Raw genomic sequence first — 15,747 nt, forward strand, 5'->3', positions numbered from 1 at the left:
CCAACATCGCCGCCGCCACCGACCACTACCGCAGCCACCCCGCAGACGGTCTTCAGCTACTCGGTCTCACGACGTGAGAACGCTTCGGCCCTGGGTTGGTGGCGACCTCGACGCACTGCCCGCCATTTCCTGAAGAGGCACTGCCCGCCATTTCCTGAAGAGTGCGAGGACTTTCGCCATTCGGCGGTGCTCAGGTCCATTCTGTTTCGCTTCCTTGGTCGTTGGGTCGATCGACTGGGTGCGCCGGCAACGTGGTGTCACCGGCCCCTTTATCGAGAGGTGAGGGGGCCGGTGACAGCCGGGGTGGGTCAGATCTGGTCGAACTCGCCGGTTTTGATGCCGTCAATGAAGGTGTGCCACTGGGGGTGAGTGAGGAGGAGTCTGGGGCCGTTGGGGTTCTTGCTGTCGCGGATGGCGATTGTGTCGGGGAGGTTGGTGGCGACCTCGACGCACTGCCCGCCATTCGAGCCAGAAAGTGAGGACTTTCGCCATACGGCGGTGCTCAGGTCCATTCTTTTTTCACTTCCTCAATCATTCGGCGTGATACGTGCTCAGGATATGCCCAGAGTCGTATCGCTTCATAGCGGTTCCAGATGGAGGTCACGAGGTCGTGGTCGGAGGAGATCAGGCCTTGAGCTGAGGAGTCCGCGTGGATGATGTCTGGCGCACCGTTGGGGAGTTTGGCAATCATGAAAGCACCCAGGAGGCCCGGAAGCTGTTCTGGGGCGACGACTTGTAGAGAGACGGTCGGCAGGGACACCACCTCAAGCAGGTGGTCGAGCTGGTCCCGCATCACCGTGGAATCGCCAACCGGACGACGCAGTACACCCGCGTCAATGAGGGCCAGGAGTGACGGGGCATCCTCCTTGTCAAGGATCTGCTGGCGCTGCATACGAGCTTGGACGCGCTCCTCCAACTCTTTAGAAGTGATTCGAGGCTCATAGCGGAGAACCTCTCGGGCGTAGGACTCGGTCTGGAGCAGGCCCGGGATCAGGAGGGGATCCCAGGAGCGGAGAACGAGGGCGGTGGGCTCGATCTCCTCGACCCAGCTCATGAACCATCCAGGCCCGCCCGGACGGGAGACGACGCGGCGGTGCAGGCCCACGAAGTACTGCTTGTCGGTCGACCCGAAGAGCCGGTCCAGCCTCTCGGCGTCGGACCTCGACGGCGTCCGGGTGGCGATCTCCAGGCGGCTTACCTGGGTCTGCGTGCAGCCCAGGCGTGCGGCCACGGCGGCCTGGGACAGCTGCGCCGCCTCACGCAGACGGCGCATCTCGGCGCCGAAACGCACGCGGGGGCAGCCCGGGTCGGGGGAGAAGTCGGTGCTCACCGCAACCTCCGATAAAAGGGGGGAATCGGGCATTTGATAAAGCGTTCACGCCATATTCAGACCAGGTTTCACGCCGGGGAAACCAATGCCTGTCATTGCCTGGACTGCTCTGAACTGGTGATCCGCTTACGGGCCCTCTCAGCTTAAAGGCAATCTAGGAAAACATCCATAACTCTAAGTAAGGAACCCGGTACCAAGCTTTAATGCCTGGGCCGCGATGAGTAATGCGCGATCGGCGCCGGCGGCCTTTCATGCCGGCCGTGTTCGCCGGAAGTGCCCGGAGAGGCGGACCATGGCAATACGCAAACAGCAGGAGCAGTTCATTCATCTGGTACGGCTGGCGTGGGACCTGCGCATGGCGGGCCTGAGCGCGACGGTCGACCTTCCGAGAGGCGGGGAGCCCGCAGTGCTGGTCCCCGGGACCAGGGGGCCGCTGAAGGTCATGGTGTCGACGCAGGGCGCCGACTGGTTCTTCACCTGGGGCCGTGGCCGGGACCAGCGGGTTCGTGTGCTGGACGCCGACGCGTTCCGGCGTGTCCGGGAGGTGGCGCGGTGAGCCCACCGGACCTGGTGGAGCAGGCGCACCATGTGGATCTGGCCGTCCACCCGATCGCGCCGTCGCTGGCCCGCAGACTCGTGGAACGGGTGCTCGCGAAATGGGACATGCGAGAGCTGGAAATCATCGCGACCCTGGTTATGACCGAGCTTGTCACCAATGCGGTCAATGAGATGGGTGGCGACATGTCTGCTTTTACTCATGAAGGCGAGACATCCGCCAACCGGCGGTGCATACGCGCCGGTCTCTATCGGACGCGGGACGCGGTGGTGATCGAGGTCTGGGACGCGAGCCGTACACCGCCGAGGCTCACCTCCGCGTCCGTGGACGACGAGGGCGGTCGGGGCCTGCGAATCATCGACGAGGTCGCGGACGCGTGGGGTTACCGTTGGGTCGCCCCCGGCGGAAAAGTGGTGTGGGCAAGGCTGCGGATCGACTCCCAGCGCCGCGTTCTCTTTTGATTGGCGCCGGGACGCACCTGGTCAGAGGGGCTGGAGCCGGGCGTGCAGGAGGCAGAATTCGTTGCCTTCCGGGTCGGCCAGGACGTGCCAGTTCTCGGTGCCGGTCTGGCCGACGTCGACGGGCCTGGCACCGAGAGCGAGCAGCCGCTCCAGCTCGGCGTCCTGGTCGCGGTCGGTGGCGTTGACGTCGATGTGCAGCCGGAGCTTCCCGGCCCGCGGCTCGCTGCTGGGGCTGAGGATGAGGGTGGGCTGCGGGCCGCCGAAGCCGGCGTCGGGCGGCCCGATCTCGATGCTTCCGTCGTCCTCCCGGCCGAGTTCGGCGTAGCCGAGGACCTCGCTCCAGAACGCGGCGAGCCGGTCGGGGTCGGCGGCGGCGATGACCAGTTCACTGATGCGGCATGCCATGCCCGTCAGTGTACGTAGACAACCCGAGAGTCGATCGTCTGCCGCGTGCCGGAGGGCGACGCGCTACCAGATTCGTCCGTAGTGCTCCGGCCTTCAGGACTCCGTTGTCTAATTCGGTGTGTCTTCTTCGCGTTGATCGTTTTCTGGTCCGGGATGTGCTGTCTCTGCTCGGGTCTCCCTGGCCGGGCGGTGGAGAAGGGCCTGTGGTGTCGATGCGGCCTCGGCCTTGGCCGGAGATTCCCGAGATGACCGCGCGGGTGGCGCGGGCGGCTTTTCCGAAGGAGATGCCGGCGATCCGCATCCGGGATGCGCTGGACTCGCTGTTCGCCGACGGGGAGTTTGCGGGCGTGTTCGGAGTACGAGGGCGTCTCGGGCTGTCACCGGGGCGGTTGGCGCCGGTCTTGGTGCTGCGGTACGCGGAGAACCTGTCCGATCGGCAGGCGGCCGATGCGGTCCGCGGCCGGATCGAGTGGAAATAGGCGCTCGGGCTGGAGCTCACCGATCCGGGTTTCGACTTTTCGGTGCTCAGCGGTTTTCGTGCCCGGCTGGTGGCGCACGGCCAGGAGGAAAACATCCTGGAGTTGCTTCTGGAGCGTCTGGGGAGCTGGGTTTTCTGCGCGGCGGCGGCGGGCGTCGGCGCACCGATTCCACGCATGTGCCGGGCGCGGTGCGGTCGCTGAACCGGGCCGAGTTCGTGGGTGAGGTGATGCGCTCGGCGTTGAACGCGCTGGTCGCTGCCGCGCCGGGCCGGCCGGGTGGGCGCCGGCCACCCGGCGGGAGCGCCACGGCCAACGCGTCGATGCCTACCGCCTGCCGTACGGCGAGGTCGCCCGGGATGCCTGGCTGTGGCAGGTCGGCGTGGATGGTTATGCGCTGCTGGAGCGGATCTGTGATCCGGCCGCGCCTGCGTGGCTGCGGCAGGTCCCGGCTGTGCGGATCATGCGTGAGTCGTGGATCCGGCAGTTCTACCGCGAGGCGGGGGAGGTGCGTGTGCGGCATAGCAGCAGAGTCTCATCGAGCACATCAACCGCCGACTGGGTGCCAATGACGTCAGTAAGATCGAGTACCGACGTTCCGAGTCTGGAGCGGGTCAGCCAGCTCGGCCTCATCGATCACGGCCAACGGTTACCGTTAAAAACGAATTCCTGGCATATACGATATATGCCAGGAATCTGCCGACGGCGAATCACTTGAGGGAATAATACCATAGCATAATGAGCACCAGTCCACCGACTATCAGTGTGCGCACCAAGCCATCGAAGAACCTATTCTCCCCCTCCTGAAATTTTCTTTCTTCGCCATCTCTTCACGAACTGCGTCTTTGTGGCGTTTTGCCATTTGACGTCACCTCGCCTTTCCACTTATTTGCCCTGCAGCGTGCTACAGAGCTTGCAAGTAGAGCGAAATGAAGCGTGAAGTTTGATTGCATCTTATCGTAGGTTGACGAGTTCGGGAAGGGCTGTTTGCCCGGTGCTTCGCCTCAATTGGATAATGGCGTGCCCAGGGGGGAGGTCGGTACTGAGTTCGCCGGGAGTCCAGCGCGCTCGATAGGTGTTATGGGTGGTTTCGGTGAGGGTTCGATTAGTTCCGTCGGGTGAGTTGGTGATGGTGGTCGCGTAGGAATATTCGGGGGTGATGGTCTCTCCCCAGTAGCGGGAGAAGATATCGGCATCGGATGGGCCCATGCCTCCGAAGGCGACTTTGCCGCCCGCGGAGCCGAAGATGCGGGGAAGGAGTTCGTCAGGGAAGTCTCCGAGAGATTGGGAGAAGAGCATAAGTCCGGCGTTGTTGGAGCGGGCGCGTTCCATGGCGTGGGCCACGTATTCGTCGACGAACCGTCCGGCCTCGTCGACGAGGAGGCCCTTGAAGATCCCCCGGTTGGTTTTCTGGTCGCAGACGACGTAGGTGAACTGGGAGACCACCAGGCGGGCGAGGAAGCGTGAGGCTTCGGGAAGTTGGGGCTCACGCAGGACCACCCGCACGCGCAGGGGTTGGTTGATGCGTGTCATGGTGAAGGCATCGGGTTTGTCGAACAGGTGGCTGATGGTGGGCCGGTCGAGCCAGCTGAGACGCTCGATGAGCGAGGCGGCGGGGTCCTCTCGGCGGCCGAGCTGGGTTTCACGTTGTTTCAGCAGCCCTTCGTATTCTTTCTTGATTTTCTTTCCGCGTTTGTTCAGTGCTTCCCGGAGCTTGTGACGAGAGTCGGAGTCCTTGTCTTCGCGTAGCAGGTTGAGCAATTCCCTGATGGTAGGCCAGCGTTGGTATCCGGCCTGGAAAGGGGCCAGGCAGTTGTAGAGGGCGTTGCGGGAGGCGTCCATGAAATACTGCTTGTCGGCGGAGACGCCGACGGGCAATAGCGCGGAGGCGATCTGGTCGGCGGCGATTTCGGGGTTGGGGTTGCCGTCGGGGCCGGTGGCGGCGCCGTAGAGAGACAGGCCGGCGCTGTCGGGGACGAGGGGGTCGATGGTGAGGTCGAACCAGCCGGGAAGGTCGAAGTCGTCGCCTTTAGGGTCGATGACCACGACGCTGGCGGCGTTGGCCAGGGCTTCCAAAGCGAGGTGTTCGACTAGGGGCAGGGCCAGACTTCGTGTCTTGCCCGATCCTGGTGGGCCGATGACCAGCAGGTTGGTGCGCAGGCAATCGAGGTCGATGCCGAAGTTTGCCTCGTAGCGCTGGTGCCGGTTCATCCGGTGGGGGACGACGCGCCCCAGCCGGACTTGTTGGAGTTCCAGGTTGTGGCCGGTGACGCGGGGCGGCTCAGCGGGCAGATCTCGTTGGCCGGAGGCGTGGACGGCTGCGGCTGGTCCGATTATGAGGATCTCTTCGCACAGCTCGGTTCGCAGTTGCGGGTAGGTGGTCGCCTGGCGGGTGGCGCGGGAGATGCGCGCACGGTCGACATCTCCCAGTTCCGTCGAGCGCCACATCTTGGCCAGGGCTTGCACGGCTGCGGGGTTGTGGCCGGGCATCCAGTCCTGACCGGGGACGGCAGTGGAGACAAGGGCCGCAGCCCCAGCGGCGGTGGCGCGCGCCGGGGCCTGGTTGTTCGACGGGGAGTCCACGACTACTCCACCCCGGTGTCGTGGGTCTCCAAGTGCAGGATACGCTCGGCGATCGAGGGGTGGGTGGCCAAGACCTTGGCCACGAGGGTGCGGGGCCCGTCGTCCCAGCCTCGGTCCAGCCAGCTCTGCAGGACCGCGCACAGCACTGGACCGTAGCCCAGATCGGCGGCGAACAGGTCAGCGGCGAGTTCCGCCTTGCGGGACTGGTAGCGCGAAATGGGCCAGGACAGCAGGAGAATGGCGGTAGGGGGGAAGATCATCACCATGGGGACCAGCATCATGAACGCCAGCGTGACGAACCCGGTGGACTGCAGGAACATCAGATAGAGAGTGCGCCCGGCGAACCGCAGGACGACGTCGACCGGAAGACCATAGAAGTACAGCAGGAATGCGATGCGGGCATGGCCGCGCAGATGGTGCCCGAGCTCATGGGCCAAGATGGCCTCAAGCTGGCTGGGCTGATCTTTCAGCCGGGCCAGGGCGGCGCGAGTGACCACGACGGTGCGCCCGATCGTTGCGGCGGCGTTGATGTCGGAGGAGTCCTGCACCCACAGCATGTGGGACTGCGGATCGATGCCCGCCCGCGCGGCGACGCGGCTCCACGCTGCGCGCAGGAAGCTCTTTTCTGCGGCGTTAGGAGGTCGCAGTCCCATGAGCTTGGCGGCTGTGGGCTCGAAACGGTCAGTGAAGGCGGCGATGCCCGCGGCCAGCCAGGCCAGGCCCAGCAGAGGAGAGACAAACAACATGATCAGCAGCGATGCCAGCGCTTTGGGCAGCAGAGCCAGCAGCGCGGTGCTCCACGCGGAGCCGTCCAGTGCCGGATTGACGGATCGAGCCGCGGCAGGCATGGCCGGCTGCGGGACCGGGGTGGAGACGTACTCTCCGATCGGCCGGCTGTGGTCAGGGATCGGAGCTTGCCCCTCGTGGGGTGGGGTCAGGTTCGGGCCTGGGGACATCGTGTTCCTCCTGCAGATGGCTCAGCTTGGTCTGCGTTCGAGTACTTCCGGGGGGGCAGAGCAAGTAAGCGGGAAAGGGCTAATAGGGCTGGTCAGGAGCTATTTCCAGGGGCCGCTCCCTGATCTGGTAGCGGGTAGTCCGTCTTCTCGCGAACGTGAAGTCCCAAGGTAGGCAGGCGTACCGATTAGCGCTTGCCGTCGGCGGTGGCGAGGTTCGTATGGAGGCTTGGTTTCGTGATCCAGGTCGAGGCTGGCGTCGTCGCCTCTGCCGTACAAGCCGAGGGGGCCGTGCTCGCCGGTGCGGGCCGGGGATCACCGCTGGCCTGCCGTGAGCTGGTGGTACGCGCTGGCGAGCACGGAGTTCTTTTAGGTCCGGAATGTGGTTGTAGAGCGTGCCGGGTGAGACGCCGAGCAGCTCGACGATGGAGGTGATGGAGTGCTCGGGGTTTGGGAGCATGTCGCGGGCCGCGCGCAGGATCTCGGGGGTGACCACGGTAGGGAACCTTCCATTGAGCGCCGATCCGGCCGCCATGCGATTCGGCATGACTTCTCACAGTCTGGATGTGAGGACATTCCGAATCGGCGTCCTGCGGTAATGCAGCGCATTCCCTGCGGAATCACGAAATGAGGAAAGCTCAGGACCCTGCGGCCGGTTCCTCGAACACCTCGTTCAGGACGAGTGTCAAGCCTCGCCGTTCGCCGGTGCGGTACTCCTCCTGGAAGGGCCCGTCGCCAAGCATCCGCCGGATCTGGGTGATGCTGCGGTCGCGGCTCTCCATCAGGTGCGCAAACCCCCACAGTTGAGGAGCGCCGGCCGGTTGCCACGCGATGTGCGCGGCACCGAGTATCAGCGCCGCAAGGCGAGGCTGCCCGCACTGCGCCAGAGCCCAGGCAAGCGTCTCGCTTACCGTGGCCGCACCGAGCCGGTCACCGAGCCGCCACTTCAGATCGAGGCTACGCCGCAGCAGGGTGATGGCTTCCCCGGTCTGATCGGTCTCGATGCACTCGACGGCGAGAGCCCAGAGCAGGTAGGAGCGGTGCCAGATCTCTCCGCAGCCCTCCGACAGCTCCAGTGCCTGCTGGAAGCAGGCGAGGGCCTCCTGCCGCGAGCCGCGCATCGAGGCGACCAGCCCGAGTTGCGCCAGCGCCTGCTGACCGGTGATCATGCCGGAGCGGTGCCCACCGGCCCGTAGTGCCGCCCGGGAATGCCTCTCCACCCGTTCGAGGTCCCCGGTGAACAAGGCGCAGAGTCCGCGGAGCTGGTGGACGGCGGCATGGATGCCAATCCACTCGTCGCCCTCACTCTGGATAACCGGCTCGACGCGGTCGAGCACATGTTCGGCGCCGTGGCGGTCACCGTGCAGCGTACGGGTGAACGCGGCACACCACTGCGCTCGGCACCAGTCCGCGGATAGGTCGGCAGTGGGGGGCGCGGAATACCGTTCGCTGATCCGGCGCATCCAGTGGGCGCCCTCTCCGACCTTCCCACTCGCGGCCCAGTACAGCCACAGGGCATAGACGCCCTCCAGGAGGGGGCCGGCCGCTTCGTCTTTGTCCGCCGCATCCTCAGCCAGCGCGTACGTGAAGGTCTGCAATAGATTGGTGTGCTCCCTTGTGAGCCGCAGGAGCCACTCCTGCTGGTGCGGCGTGGCGTATCCTTCCTCCGCCTGCCGGGCGAGTTCGAGGTAATGGTCACGGTGACGGCGGCGAGCCTCAGCCTCCTGTCCGGACGCGGCCAGCCGTTCCTGCCCGTAGAGCCGGACCGTCTCCAGCATGTGCAGCCGGGTCCGCCCTTGGGCCTCGACCCGTCTCAGCAGCGACTTGTCGACGAGCCCGGCAAGCGCCTCGAACGCGGCGTGCGGACCGAGCTGCCTGTCGGCGCACACCGTCTCGGCGTCGGACAGGGAGACACTGCCGGTGAACACCGACAGCCGTTCCCACACCCGCTGTTCGTCCGTCGAGCACAGCTCATAGCTCCAGTCAAAGACCGCTCGCAGCGTCCGATGCCGTGGATGCGCCGTACGTTCCGAGCCCGCCGGCCCGAGCAGGAGAAAACGCTGACCGAGTCGGTCCAGTAGATCATCGAGGGAGAGCACCCTGAGACGGCGGGCCGCCAGTTCCAGCGCCAGCGGCAGTCCCTCCAGCAGGCGGCAGCCCCGGGCCACTGCGGCCCGGTTCTCCTCGGTCAGGCAGAACCCCGGCAGGGCGGCCCGTGCACGGTCGGCGAACAGGTACATGGCTGCCGAATCCGTGCCGTCCTCCTCTGGCAGCGGAAGTGGACCAACCGTCAACACATGCTCACCAGCCACATTCAGCGGTTGCCGACTGGTGGCCAGGATGCGCAGGTTGGGCGCCAGCCGTAACAGAGACCGGGCCAGGGTCGCGGTCACGTCCAGCAGGTGCTCGCAGTTGTCGAGCACCAGCAGCACCCGTTGGTCGCCGAGTGCTTCAGCCATGGTCTCCAGCGGTTCCCGGTCGGCGTTGAGCTGGATGCCGATAACGGCAGCGACGGCACTGTTGATCACCGCCCGATCGGTGAGCCCGGCCAGCTCCATCAGCCACACCCCATCGGGGAACCGGTCAGTGGTCTGTTCCGCCAGGCGCAGCGCGAGCCTGGTCTTGCCGACACCACCGGTACCGGTGAGGGTTACCAGACGGGTCGTCGACATCAGCCGCACGCCCTCGGCCAGTTCCGGCTCCCGGCCCACAAAACCGTTCAGCGCCGCTGGCAGGTTACCGGGCACATCCACGCGTTCTCCGAACGTTCCATCAGGGAGCACTGCCGAGCCGAATGTCTCGTCCAGGGCCTCTCGCTCGCTGGAGACCGCCATCTCACGCCAGCGGGTCGCCCAGGTATCGAGCAGTTCCTGCACGTTCCAGTTCCGCGCCTTCTCGTTCGCCCGGTGTGGGTGTGCCTGAGCGAAGGCCACGCACGCCCGGATGAACGCGTTGACAACCTCCCAGGACGGCTGAGCACGCCCGGCGGTAGCGTTCCGGAGCGAGGTCTCGGAGTAGGGGAAGCCCAACCGCTCGGTCTCCCTGGCCAACGCTTTGTAACTGGGATCGCCGACCTGGTCGCGCAGGTCGCGCAGCGCTTGGGCGAAGGATCCAAGAATGCTGTCAGGGTCGGGAACCGGGGCTGACCGACGTCCAGGGCGCGCCAACCGACCCATGCAGCCTCCGCCGTACGGCCCTTTTTGAATAGACCGTCAAGTGTAGCTGAGCCGGGGATCCAGCGATCGGTTCGCGCGCAATACCCGCGCCGGCTCGCAGGCTGTGGCCCCTTTCCCCGGGCCTTGGTTTGCACTGGTGAGGCCACTCATTGGGAATTTGATTTGAGTAGATTGTTGCTTATATCCTAGTGGTTTCCCTGCCGGGTTGGGGTTCTTTCGTCCGTTATGCGCTTGGTAAGGTTGTTGATCGATATGATGTGGATCACGGCTTGGGAACTGGCGGGAAATTTTTCATAATCGCGGGTTACTGAGGTTGAACTTGTGATGTCGTGTGTGGTCATGCCGGTGTGAGGGTCAGGCCTGTTCCCGCGAGGCAGTGGTCGATGAGGTCGCTGCGGTATTGAATGGTGCGCAGCCCTTGCCGGACGGTGCGGATCAGGTGCTCTGGGTTGGTGAAGGCGATGTTGGCCGGGAAGGCGCGCCGCAGCGGTGACCAGATGCCCTCGACCGGATTCAGGTCGGGGGCGTAGATGGGCGGTCGGACAACGGTCAGCCGGTCCTGGACGGCGATGAAGGCACGCATCCCAGCGGTCAGGTGGGTGTTCAAGTTGTCCCACACCAGCACGATCGGGCCGCCGAGCTGCCGATGTGCGGCGATCAGCAGGTCGCGGTAGTCGCTCCAGGCGAAGGATTTACGCTCGTCGGGGCGGGTGTCCAGCCGGGGTCGGTAGATCAAGCGGGAGCGTTGCCCGGGTTTGTGGCAGGCCGGGGCCGCGATGGAGGACCGGCGCCGGGAACGGCCGCGAACGGTGATGATCGGGGTCTGACCGCGCGGTGCCCAGGTGCGCATGATGGGCGGCGTCATCGGCAGGCTCTGGCAAGGTTTTCGTGACGAGGTAACAGGGGGCTTGCCCCATAAACGTGGACACCGATTTCAGGCGGCAGACTTCAGGTTATCTGCCGTCTTCTCGTAGTCGATCGGGCTGAGCTGACCGAGGCGGGAGTGCCGCCGGATTGTGTTGTAGCGGGTGATCCAGCCGAACACGGCCACGCGGGCGGTGCGGGCGTCGGGCCAGCGGTGCGCGCCCTGCAGCGTCTCGCGTTTCAGACTCGCGTTGAGGGACTCGGCCGCCGCGTTGTCGGCGCTGGTGCCGACCGCGCCGCGCGAACGGGTGACGCCGAGCCGGCGGCAGGCCCGCGCGAACTCCCGAGAGCAATACTGCGCCCCGTTATCGGTGTGAAACACCGCGCCGTCCAGGCGGCCGCCGCGGGTGTGCGCCGCGGCCTGCAGCGCGTCGACAACGAGTTCCGTGCGCATGTGATCGGCGATCGACCAGCCTGCCAGCCGACGCGAATACAGATCCACGACCGTGGCCAGGTAGAGGAACCGGCCACCGCCGGCGGGCAGGTAAGTGATGTCGCCGACGTAGCGGGTGTTGGGCCGCTCGGCGGTGAAGTCACGCTGGATCAGGTCCGGCACCGGTGCCGCGTCCGGTTCCGGGATGGTGGTGCGGACCTTCTTGCGCAGATGCAGCCCGGCGATGCCGTACTCACGCATCACCCGTTCCACCCGCTTGTGGTTGACCACGATCCCGGCCGCGCGCAGCTCGGCCGTCACCCGGGGCGAGCCGTAGGTGCCGTCATGCTCGCCGTGAACGCGCCGTACTCGCTTGGCCAGTTGCTCATCGGCCCGGCGGCGGGCCAGCCGCGCCGCGGCGCCCTTCGACCATCGGTAGAAGCCCGAGCGTGACACCTGCGGCACCCGGCACAACCGCTTCACCCCGTAGAGCGCCTTGTGGTCCTCAACAAACTGGAAGCGGTTCACCAGTTTGTCTCGTTCGCGAAAAGCTTGGCCGCCTTGCGCAGGATGTCCCGCTCTTGCTCCAGCTCCCGGATCCGCGCCTTGAGCTGTTTGTTCTCCTCTTCCAGCACGTCGTCCGAGGGTATGTGCCCGACCTGCGTGTCCTTGCCGGTCCTGACCCCGCCGGCCGCTCGTTGCCCGCCTTCATCCCGGGCCTGCGCGGCGCGTACCCACACCCGCAGCGTCTCGCGGCTGACCCCCAGATCCCGCGCGATCGACGTGATCGTCCGGTCCGGCCTCGACAGCACCAGCGCCACCGCGTCGGCCTTGAACTCGGGCAGGTAGTTCTTCATCACCATCAGGGACATCTCTTCCCCTGGACCTCAAGATCCAGTCTCCAAGGTGTCCACGTTCAAGGGGGAAGGCCCGTACCTCATAAAGTCGGTGTATCCGGCCATCAAGGCACGTCAGGATCTACGACACCACCAGTTCAACCTCAGTAACCGGGATGGACCCTGACCGGTGGGCGCAGGAGAAGCGCCGGAGCCGATTCACCGCAGGCACGCCCGGTGCGATGCGCCTGCGGGCTGACGCCGTGCGCGCGTTGAAGGCGGCGCTGAGTGCGAAGGAGCTGCCGCAGCCGACCTGCCAGGCCACTGCGCCCACGGTACCACGTCGGGGCCTTGGCCTCCGGCCGGGAGAACTAGGCGCGGAGGACGGCGATGAGCAGCAGGTCGAGCAGCCGGTCGAGAACGGCCTCCTGACCTGGCTCGTCCTTGCCGATCTCATCACCGAGCAGCGGGACGAGGGGGCAGTCCCAGGTGTCGTCCGGGAGGACCAGCAGTGCGGGCAGCGCTTCGAGCAGCCGCCGGTTGATCTCTCCCCGCACCTGGTAGGTCCCGGTGAGCATCGTCGTGGGCCCGTCCAGGCTGTCGCCCCAGGTGCGGACGCTCAGGTCCATCGCCTGGGCCCTCGCGCTGTATGGACAGGGCGCGGCGGCGCCCTGATCACGGCCGGTTCGCGGGGCGTCGGCCGTGGCGGACGGGGCCTGTCACACCCGGTGCGGGTTCCGCGGGCGCCCGGTGCGCTCCCGTCGCCTCCAGCGGGGCCGTCGCACTCGGCGGGGCCGTCGTACCCGTCGGACGTGGGAAAATGCGTGTATGGCAGACCCCCAGGTGACCTACGACGACGTGGTCACCGCTCGTGAGCTCCTGGCCGATGTGGCGCTGCGGACCCCGCTGCTCCACTCGCACGCGCTGTCGGCCGCCATCGGCGGCCCGGTCCACCTCAAGTGCGAGAACCTTCAGCGTTCCGGGTCGTTCAAGGTGCGGGGGGCGTATGTCAGGATCGCCGGGCTGACCGAGGCGGAGCGGGAGCGGGGCGTGGTGGCGGCCAGCGCGGGCAACCACGCGCAGGGTGTGGCGCTCGGCTCGGGGCTGGTCGGCATCTCCTCGACGGTCTACATGCCGGAGGGGGCGCCGCTGCCCAAGGTGGCCGCGACCCGCTCCTACGGTGCGGACGTGGTCTTCGCCGGTCACACCGTGGACGCCGCGCTGGCCCAGGCCGTCGAGCACGCCGACCGGACCGGGGCGGTGTTCATCCACCCCTTCGACCACCCCGACGTCATCGCCGGGCAGGGCACGATCGGGCTGGAGATCCTGGAGCAGTTCCCCGAGGTCGGCACGATCGTGATGTCGCTCGGCGGTGGCGGGCTGGCCGCCGGGATCGCGCTCGCGGTCAAGTCGCTCCGGCCCGGTGTGCGGATCGTCGCGGTGCAGGCCGAACGGGCCGCCGCCTATCCGGCCTCGCTCGCGGCGGGGGAGCCGGTCATGGTCCCGCCCGCCTCGACGATGGCCGACGGCATCGCGGTGGGCCGTCCGGGGGCGCTGCCGTTCGAGCTGATCCACTATCTGGTGGACAGCGTCGTCACGGTCACCGAGAGCGAGATCTCCCAGGCGCTGGTGCTCTGCCTCGAACGCGCCAAGCAGGTCGTCGAGCCCGCCGGGGTGGCCGGGGTGGCCGCGATCCTGGCCCATCCGCATCTCTTCGAGCCGCCGGTGGTGGCCGTGCTCTCCGGCGGGAACATCGACCCGTTGCTGCTGACCAAGGTTCTCCGGCGCGGCCTGGCCGCCGCCGGGCGCTATCTGACCCTGCGGGTGCCGTTGCCCGACCGGCCGGGGGCGCTGGCGGGGCTGCTGACCAGGCTGGCGGGTCTGGGCACGAACGTGCTCGACATCGTGCACGGGCGGATCGGCATGCACCTGGGCGAGGTCGAGGTCCAGCTCCAGCTGGAGACCAAGGGGCCCGCCCACTCCGACGAGGTGCTCGAAGCCCTCCGCAGGGAGGGCTACAAGCTCACCTCGGGCTGATCGGCACCGGCCGGTCCGTCATCCGCCGGGTATCCAGAGGTCTGTCACCCGGTGGCCGGTTGTTCCGCCCCGTCACGGGGTGATCCGCCGCACCGTGCCGTCCGGCCGGGCTACCAGGTGGTCGGCTTCTTGGGGGTGAACAGCCAGGCGTTGAAGAGGTCGTCGAGCTGCTTGCCGGAGATCTTCTCGGCCAGCGCCACGAACTCCTCGGTCGTGACGTATCCGTACTTGTGGTCGGCGTTCCACGTCTTCAGCAGCGTGAAGAACGCCGGGTCACCGATCCGCTGCCTGAGCGCGTGCAGTGTCATGCCGCCCCGGGTGTAGACCGAGCTGTTGAACAGGTCTTCGGGCTTGGCCCGGCCGGGAGGGTACTTCCAGATGGCGGCGTCCGCGCCGGCCGAGTAGTGGCTGCGGAAGATCCGCTCGGCGGTGGCGTTGCCCTTGTGCTCCGACCAGAGCCACTCGGCGTAGGTCGCGAACCCCTCGTTGAGCCAGAGGTCCTTCCACCGCGTGATGCTCAGGCTGTCGCCGAACCACTGGTGGGCCAGCTCGTGGGCGATGATGTCGTCTCCGGGCTTGAACCCGCCGTACATGGGCTTGGTCTGGTTCTCCAGGGCGTATCCGGCGGCGAAGTCGTCGATCACGCCGCCGGTGGAGGAGAACGGGTAGGGCCCGAAGACCGTGCTCCAGTAGTCGGTGATCTTGCCGGAGAGCGTGTAGAGGCTGTCGAGGGAGCTCTGGTAGCGCGGGTCCACGGCCGCGACGTTCTTGATCCCCGCGGCGGTCTTGCCCTGGCGCAGCTCGAACTTGCCCAGTGTCACCGTGGCCAGGTAGCTCGCCATCGGGTGGCTCTCCCGCCAGGTGAAGGTCGTCTTGCCCCCGGTGGTGCTCGGCTCGCCGACGAGCTCGCCGTTGGCCAGCACGGTCAGCCCCTCGGGGACGGTGACCTCGAAGTCGTAGCGCGCCTTGTCCGCCGGGTGGTCGTTGCCGGGGAACCAGGTCTTCGCCCCGTTGGGCTCGCAGGCCACGAACGCGCCGTCGGCGGTCGGGATGAACCCGTAGGTGCCGAGGTTGGGGGAGTCTCTGACCGGTTTGGGCTCCCCGGCGTAGGTGACCTTGACGGTGAAGGCCGACTTCTCCGGGATGATCTTGGCGGGGGTCACGATGAGCTCGTTCCCGGACCGCTGGAACTGCGCGGCGGCGTCGTTCACCGTGACCTGGCCGACCTTGAAGCCCGACAGGTCCAGGTTGAACCTGGCCAGGTCCTGGGTGGCCTTCGCCTCGATCCCGGCGACGCCGGACAGGTGCCTGGTGTCCGGCCTGTAGTCGAGTTTGAGCCGGTAGCGGTCGACGTCGTAGCCGCCGTTGCCGTCGGTGGGGAAGTCGGGGTCGCCGATTCCGGGGGCGCCGATCCTGCCCGCGTGGCGCTGGGCGGAGTCGGCGGCACCGGGGGAGGCGCCGTCCGCGACGACCGAGGTGGGCCCGCTCTCCCCCCTCGACGCCGAGCACCCGACGGTGCCGAGTGTCCCCACGAGCACTGCGGTTGCCGCGATTGCCAGCCGACCGGACGCCATGATCGCAAATCCCCTTCCCGAGCCCGGTCGGGCCGGGCCGCCTTGAATCGCACACTACGCGAG

General features: G+C 66.7%; 13 protein-coding genes and 2 pseudogenes. 4 read left to right on the forward strand and 11 right to left on the reverse strand.

The window, feature by feature from the left end:
* Positions 1 to 308 precede the first annotated feature (308 nt).
* Entirely contained in the window at positions 309 to 512 is a 204-nt protein-coding gene (locus ACWEF2_RS25850; RefSeq protein ID WP_453818928.1) for a DUF397 domain-containing protein, read from the reverse strand.
* Positions 503 to 1,330 (reverse strand): helix-turn-helix domain-containing protein, encoded by an 828-nt coding sequence (locus ACWEF2_RS25855; protein WP_453818929.1) that lies wholly within the window; start codon positions 1,328 to 1,330, stop codon positions 503 to 505. Before ACWEF2_RS25855 ends, ACWEF2_RS25850 begins: the two co-directional genes overlap by 10 nt.
* A 292-nt stretch (positions 1,331 to 1,622) precedes the next feature.
* Here ACWEF2_RS25855 and ACWEF2_RS25860 point away from each other — a divergent pair, with 292 nt between their 5' ends.
* Positions 1,623 to 1,886, forward strand: coding sequence for a hypothetical protein (locus tag ACWEF2_RS25860; RefSeq protein WP_453818930.1), 264 nt, complete (start codon positions 1,623 to 1,625; stop codon positions 1,884 to 1,886).
* Positions 1,883 to 2,347, forward strand: coding sequence for an ATP-binding protein (locus ACWEF2_RS25865; RefSeq protein WP_453818931.1), 465 nt, complete (start codon positions 1,883 to 1,885; stop codon positions 2,345 to 2,347). Before ACWEF2_RS25860 ends, ACWEF2_RS25865 begins: the two co-directional genes overlap by 4 nt.
* A gap of 21 nt (positions 2,348 to 2,368) precedes the next feature.
* On the opposite strand, the gene ACWEF2_RS25870 is transcribed toward ACWEF2_RS25865, so the two are convergent.
* The gene (locus ACWEF2_RS25870) at positions 2,369 to 2,752 is read right to left on the reverse strand and encodes a VOC family protein (protein WP_453818932.1); all 384 of its coding nucleotides are present in this window, start codon (positions 2,750 to 2,752) and stop codon (positions 2,369 to 2,371) included.
* A gap of 245 nt (positions 2,753 to 2,997) precedes the next feature.
* Here ACWEF2_RS25870 and ACWEF2_RS25875 point away from each other — a divergent pair, with 245 nt between their 5' ends.
* Positions 2,998 to 3,231, forward strand: coding sequence for a transposase (locus ACWEF2_RS25875; protein ID WP_453818933.1), 234 nt, complete (start codon positions 2,998 to 3,000; stop codon positions 3,229 to 3,231).
* A 951-nt stretch (positions 3,232 to 4,182) separates the two neighbouring features.
* Here the strand turns inward: ACWEF2_RS25875 and ACWEF2_RS25880 are convergent.
* From ACWEF2_RS25880 to ACWEF2_RS25910, 7 genes and pseudogenes are all read right to left on the reverse strand, one after another.
* Complete coding sequence (locus ACWEF2_RS25880; RefSeq protein ID WP_453818934.1) at positions 4,183 to 5,811, reverse strand: type IV secretory system conjugative DNA transfer family protein; 1,629 nt, start codon at positions 5,809 to 5,811, stop codon at positions 4,183 to 4,185.
* 2 nt (positions 5,812 to 5,813) lie between these two features.
* Positions 5,814 to 6,767: a M48 family metalloprotease gene (locus ACWEF2_RS25885; protein WP_453818935.1), complete on the reverse strand. Its 954-nt coding sequence runs from the start codon at positions 6,765 to 6,767 to the stop codon at positions 5,814 to 5,816.
* 635 nt (positions 6,768 to 7,402) lie between these two features.
* Complete coding sequence (locus ACWEF2_RS25890) at positions 7,403 to 9,940, reverse strand: ATP-binding protein (protein ID WP_453818936.1); 2,538 nt, start codon at positions 9,938 to 9,940, stop codon at positions 7,403 to 7,405.
* A 185-nt stretch (positions 9,941 to 10,125) separates the two neighbouring features.
* A pseudogene (locus ACWEF2_RS25895) lies at positions 10,126 to 10,248 on the reverse strand (IS5/IS1182 family transposase); the annotation flags it as partial.
* Between the two features lie 29 nt (positions 10,249 to 10,277).
* The gene (locus ACWEF2_RS25900; RefSeq protein ID WP_453818937.1) at positions 10,278 to 10,805 is read right to left on the reverse strand and encodes a transposase; all 528 of its coding nucleotides are present in this window, start codon (positions 10,803 to 10,805) and stop codon (positions 10,278 to 10,280) included.
* Between the two features lie 69 nt (positions 10,806 to 10,874).
* A protein-coding gene (locus tag ACWEF2_RS25905) for an IS3 family transposase (protein WP_453818991.1) occupies positions 10,875 to 12,100 on the reverse strand; the annotation gives its coding sequence in 2 pieces (ribosomal slippage) (positions 10,875 to 11,788 and positions 11,788 to 12,100; 1,227 coding nt in all).
* Between the two features lie 347 nt (positions 12,101 to 12,447).
* Positions 12,448 to 12,762: pseudogene (locus ACWEF2_RS25910) on the reverse strand (cupin domain-containing protein); the annotation flags it as partial.
* A 139-nt stretch (positions 12,763 to 12,901) separates the two neighbouring features.
* On the opposite strand from ACWEF2_RS25910, the gene ilvA reads away from it, so the two are divergent.
* Positions 12,902 to 14,110 (forward strand): threonine ammonia-lyase, encoded by a 1,209-nt coding sequence (gene ilvA, locus ACWEF2_RS25915; protein WP_453818938.1) that lies wholly within the window; start codon positions 12,902 to 12,904, stop codon positions 14,108 to 14,110.
* A 110-nt stretch (positions 14,111 to 14,220) separates the two neighbouring features.
* Here ilvA and ACWEF2_RS25920 read toward each other — a convergent pair whose 3' ends face one another.
* Positions 14,221 to 15,684 (reverse strand): M1 family metallopeptidase, encoded by a 1,464-nt coding sequence (locus tag ACWEF2_RS25920; RefSeq protein WP_453818939.1) that lies wholly within the window; start codon positions 15,682 to 15,684, stop codon positions 14,221 to 14,223.
* Positions 15,685 to 15,747: the final 63 nt, after the last annotated feature.

This window comes from Streptosporangium sp. NPDC004631, from assembly GCF_053601935.1.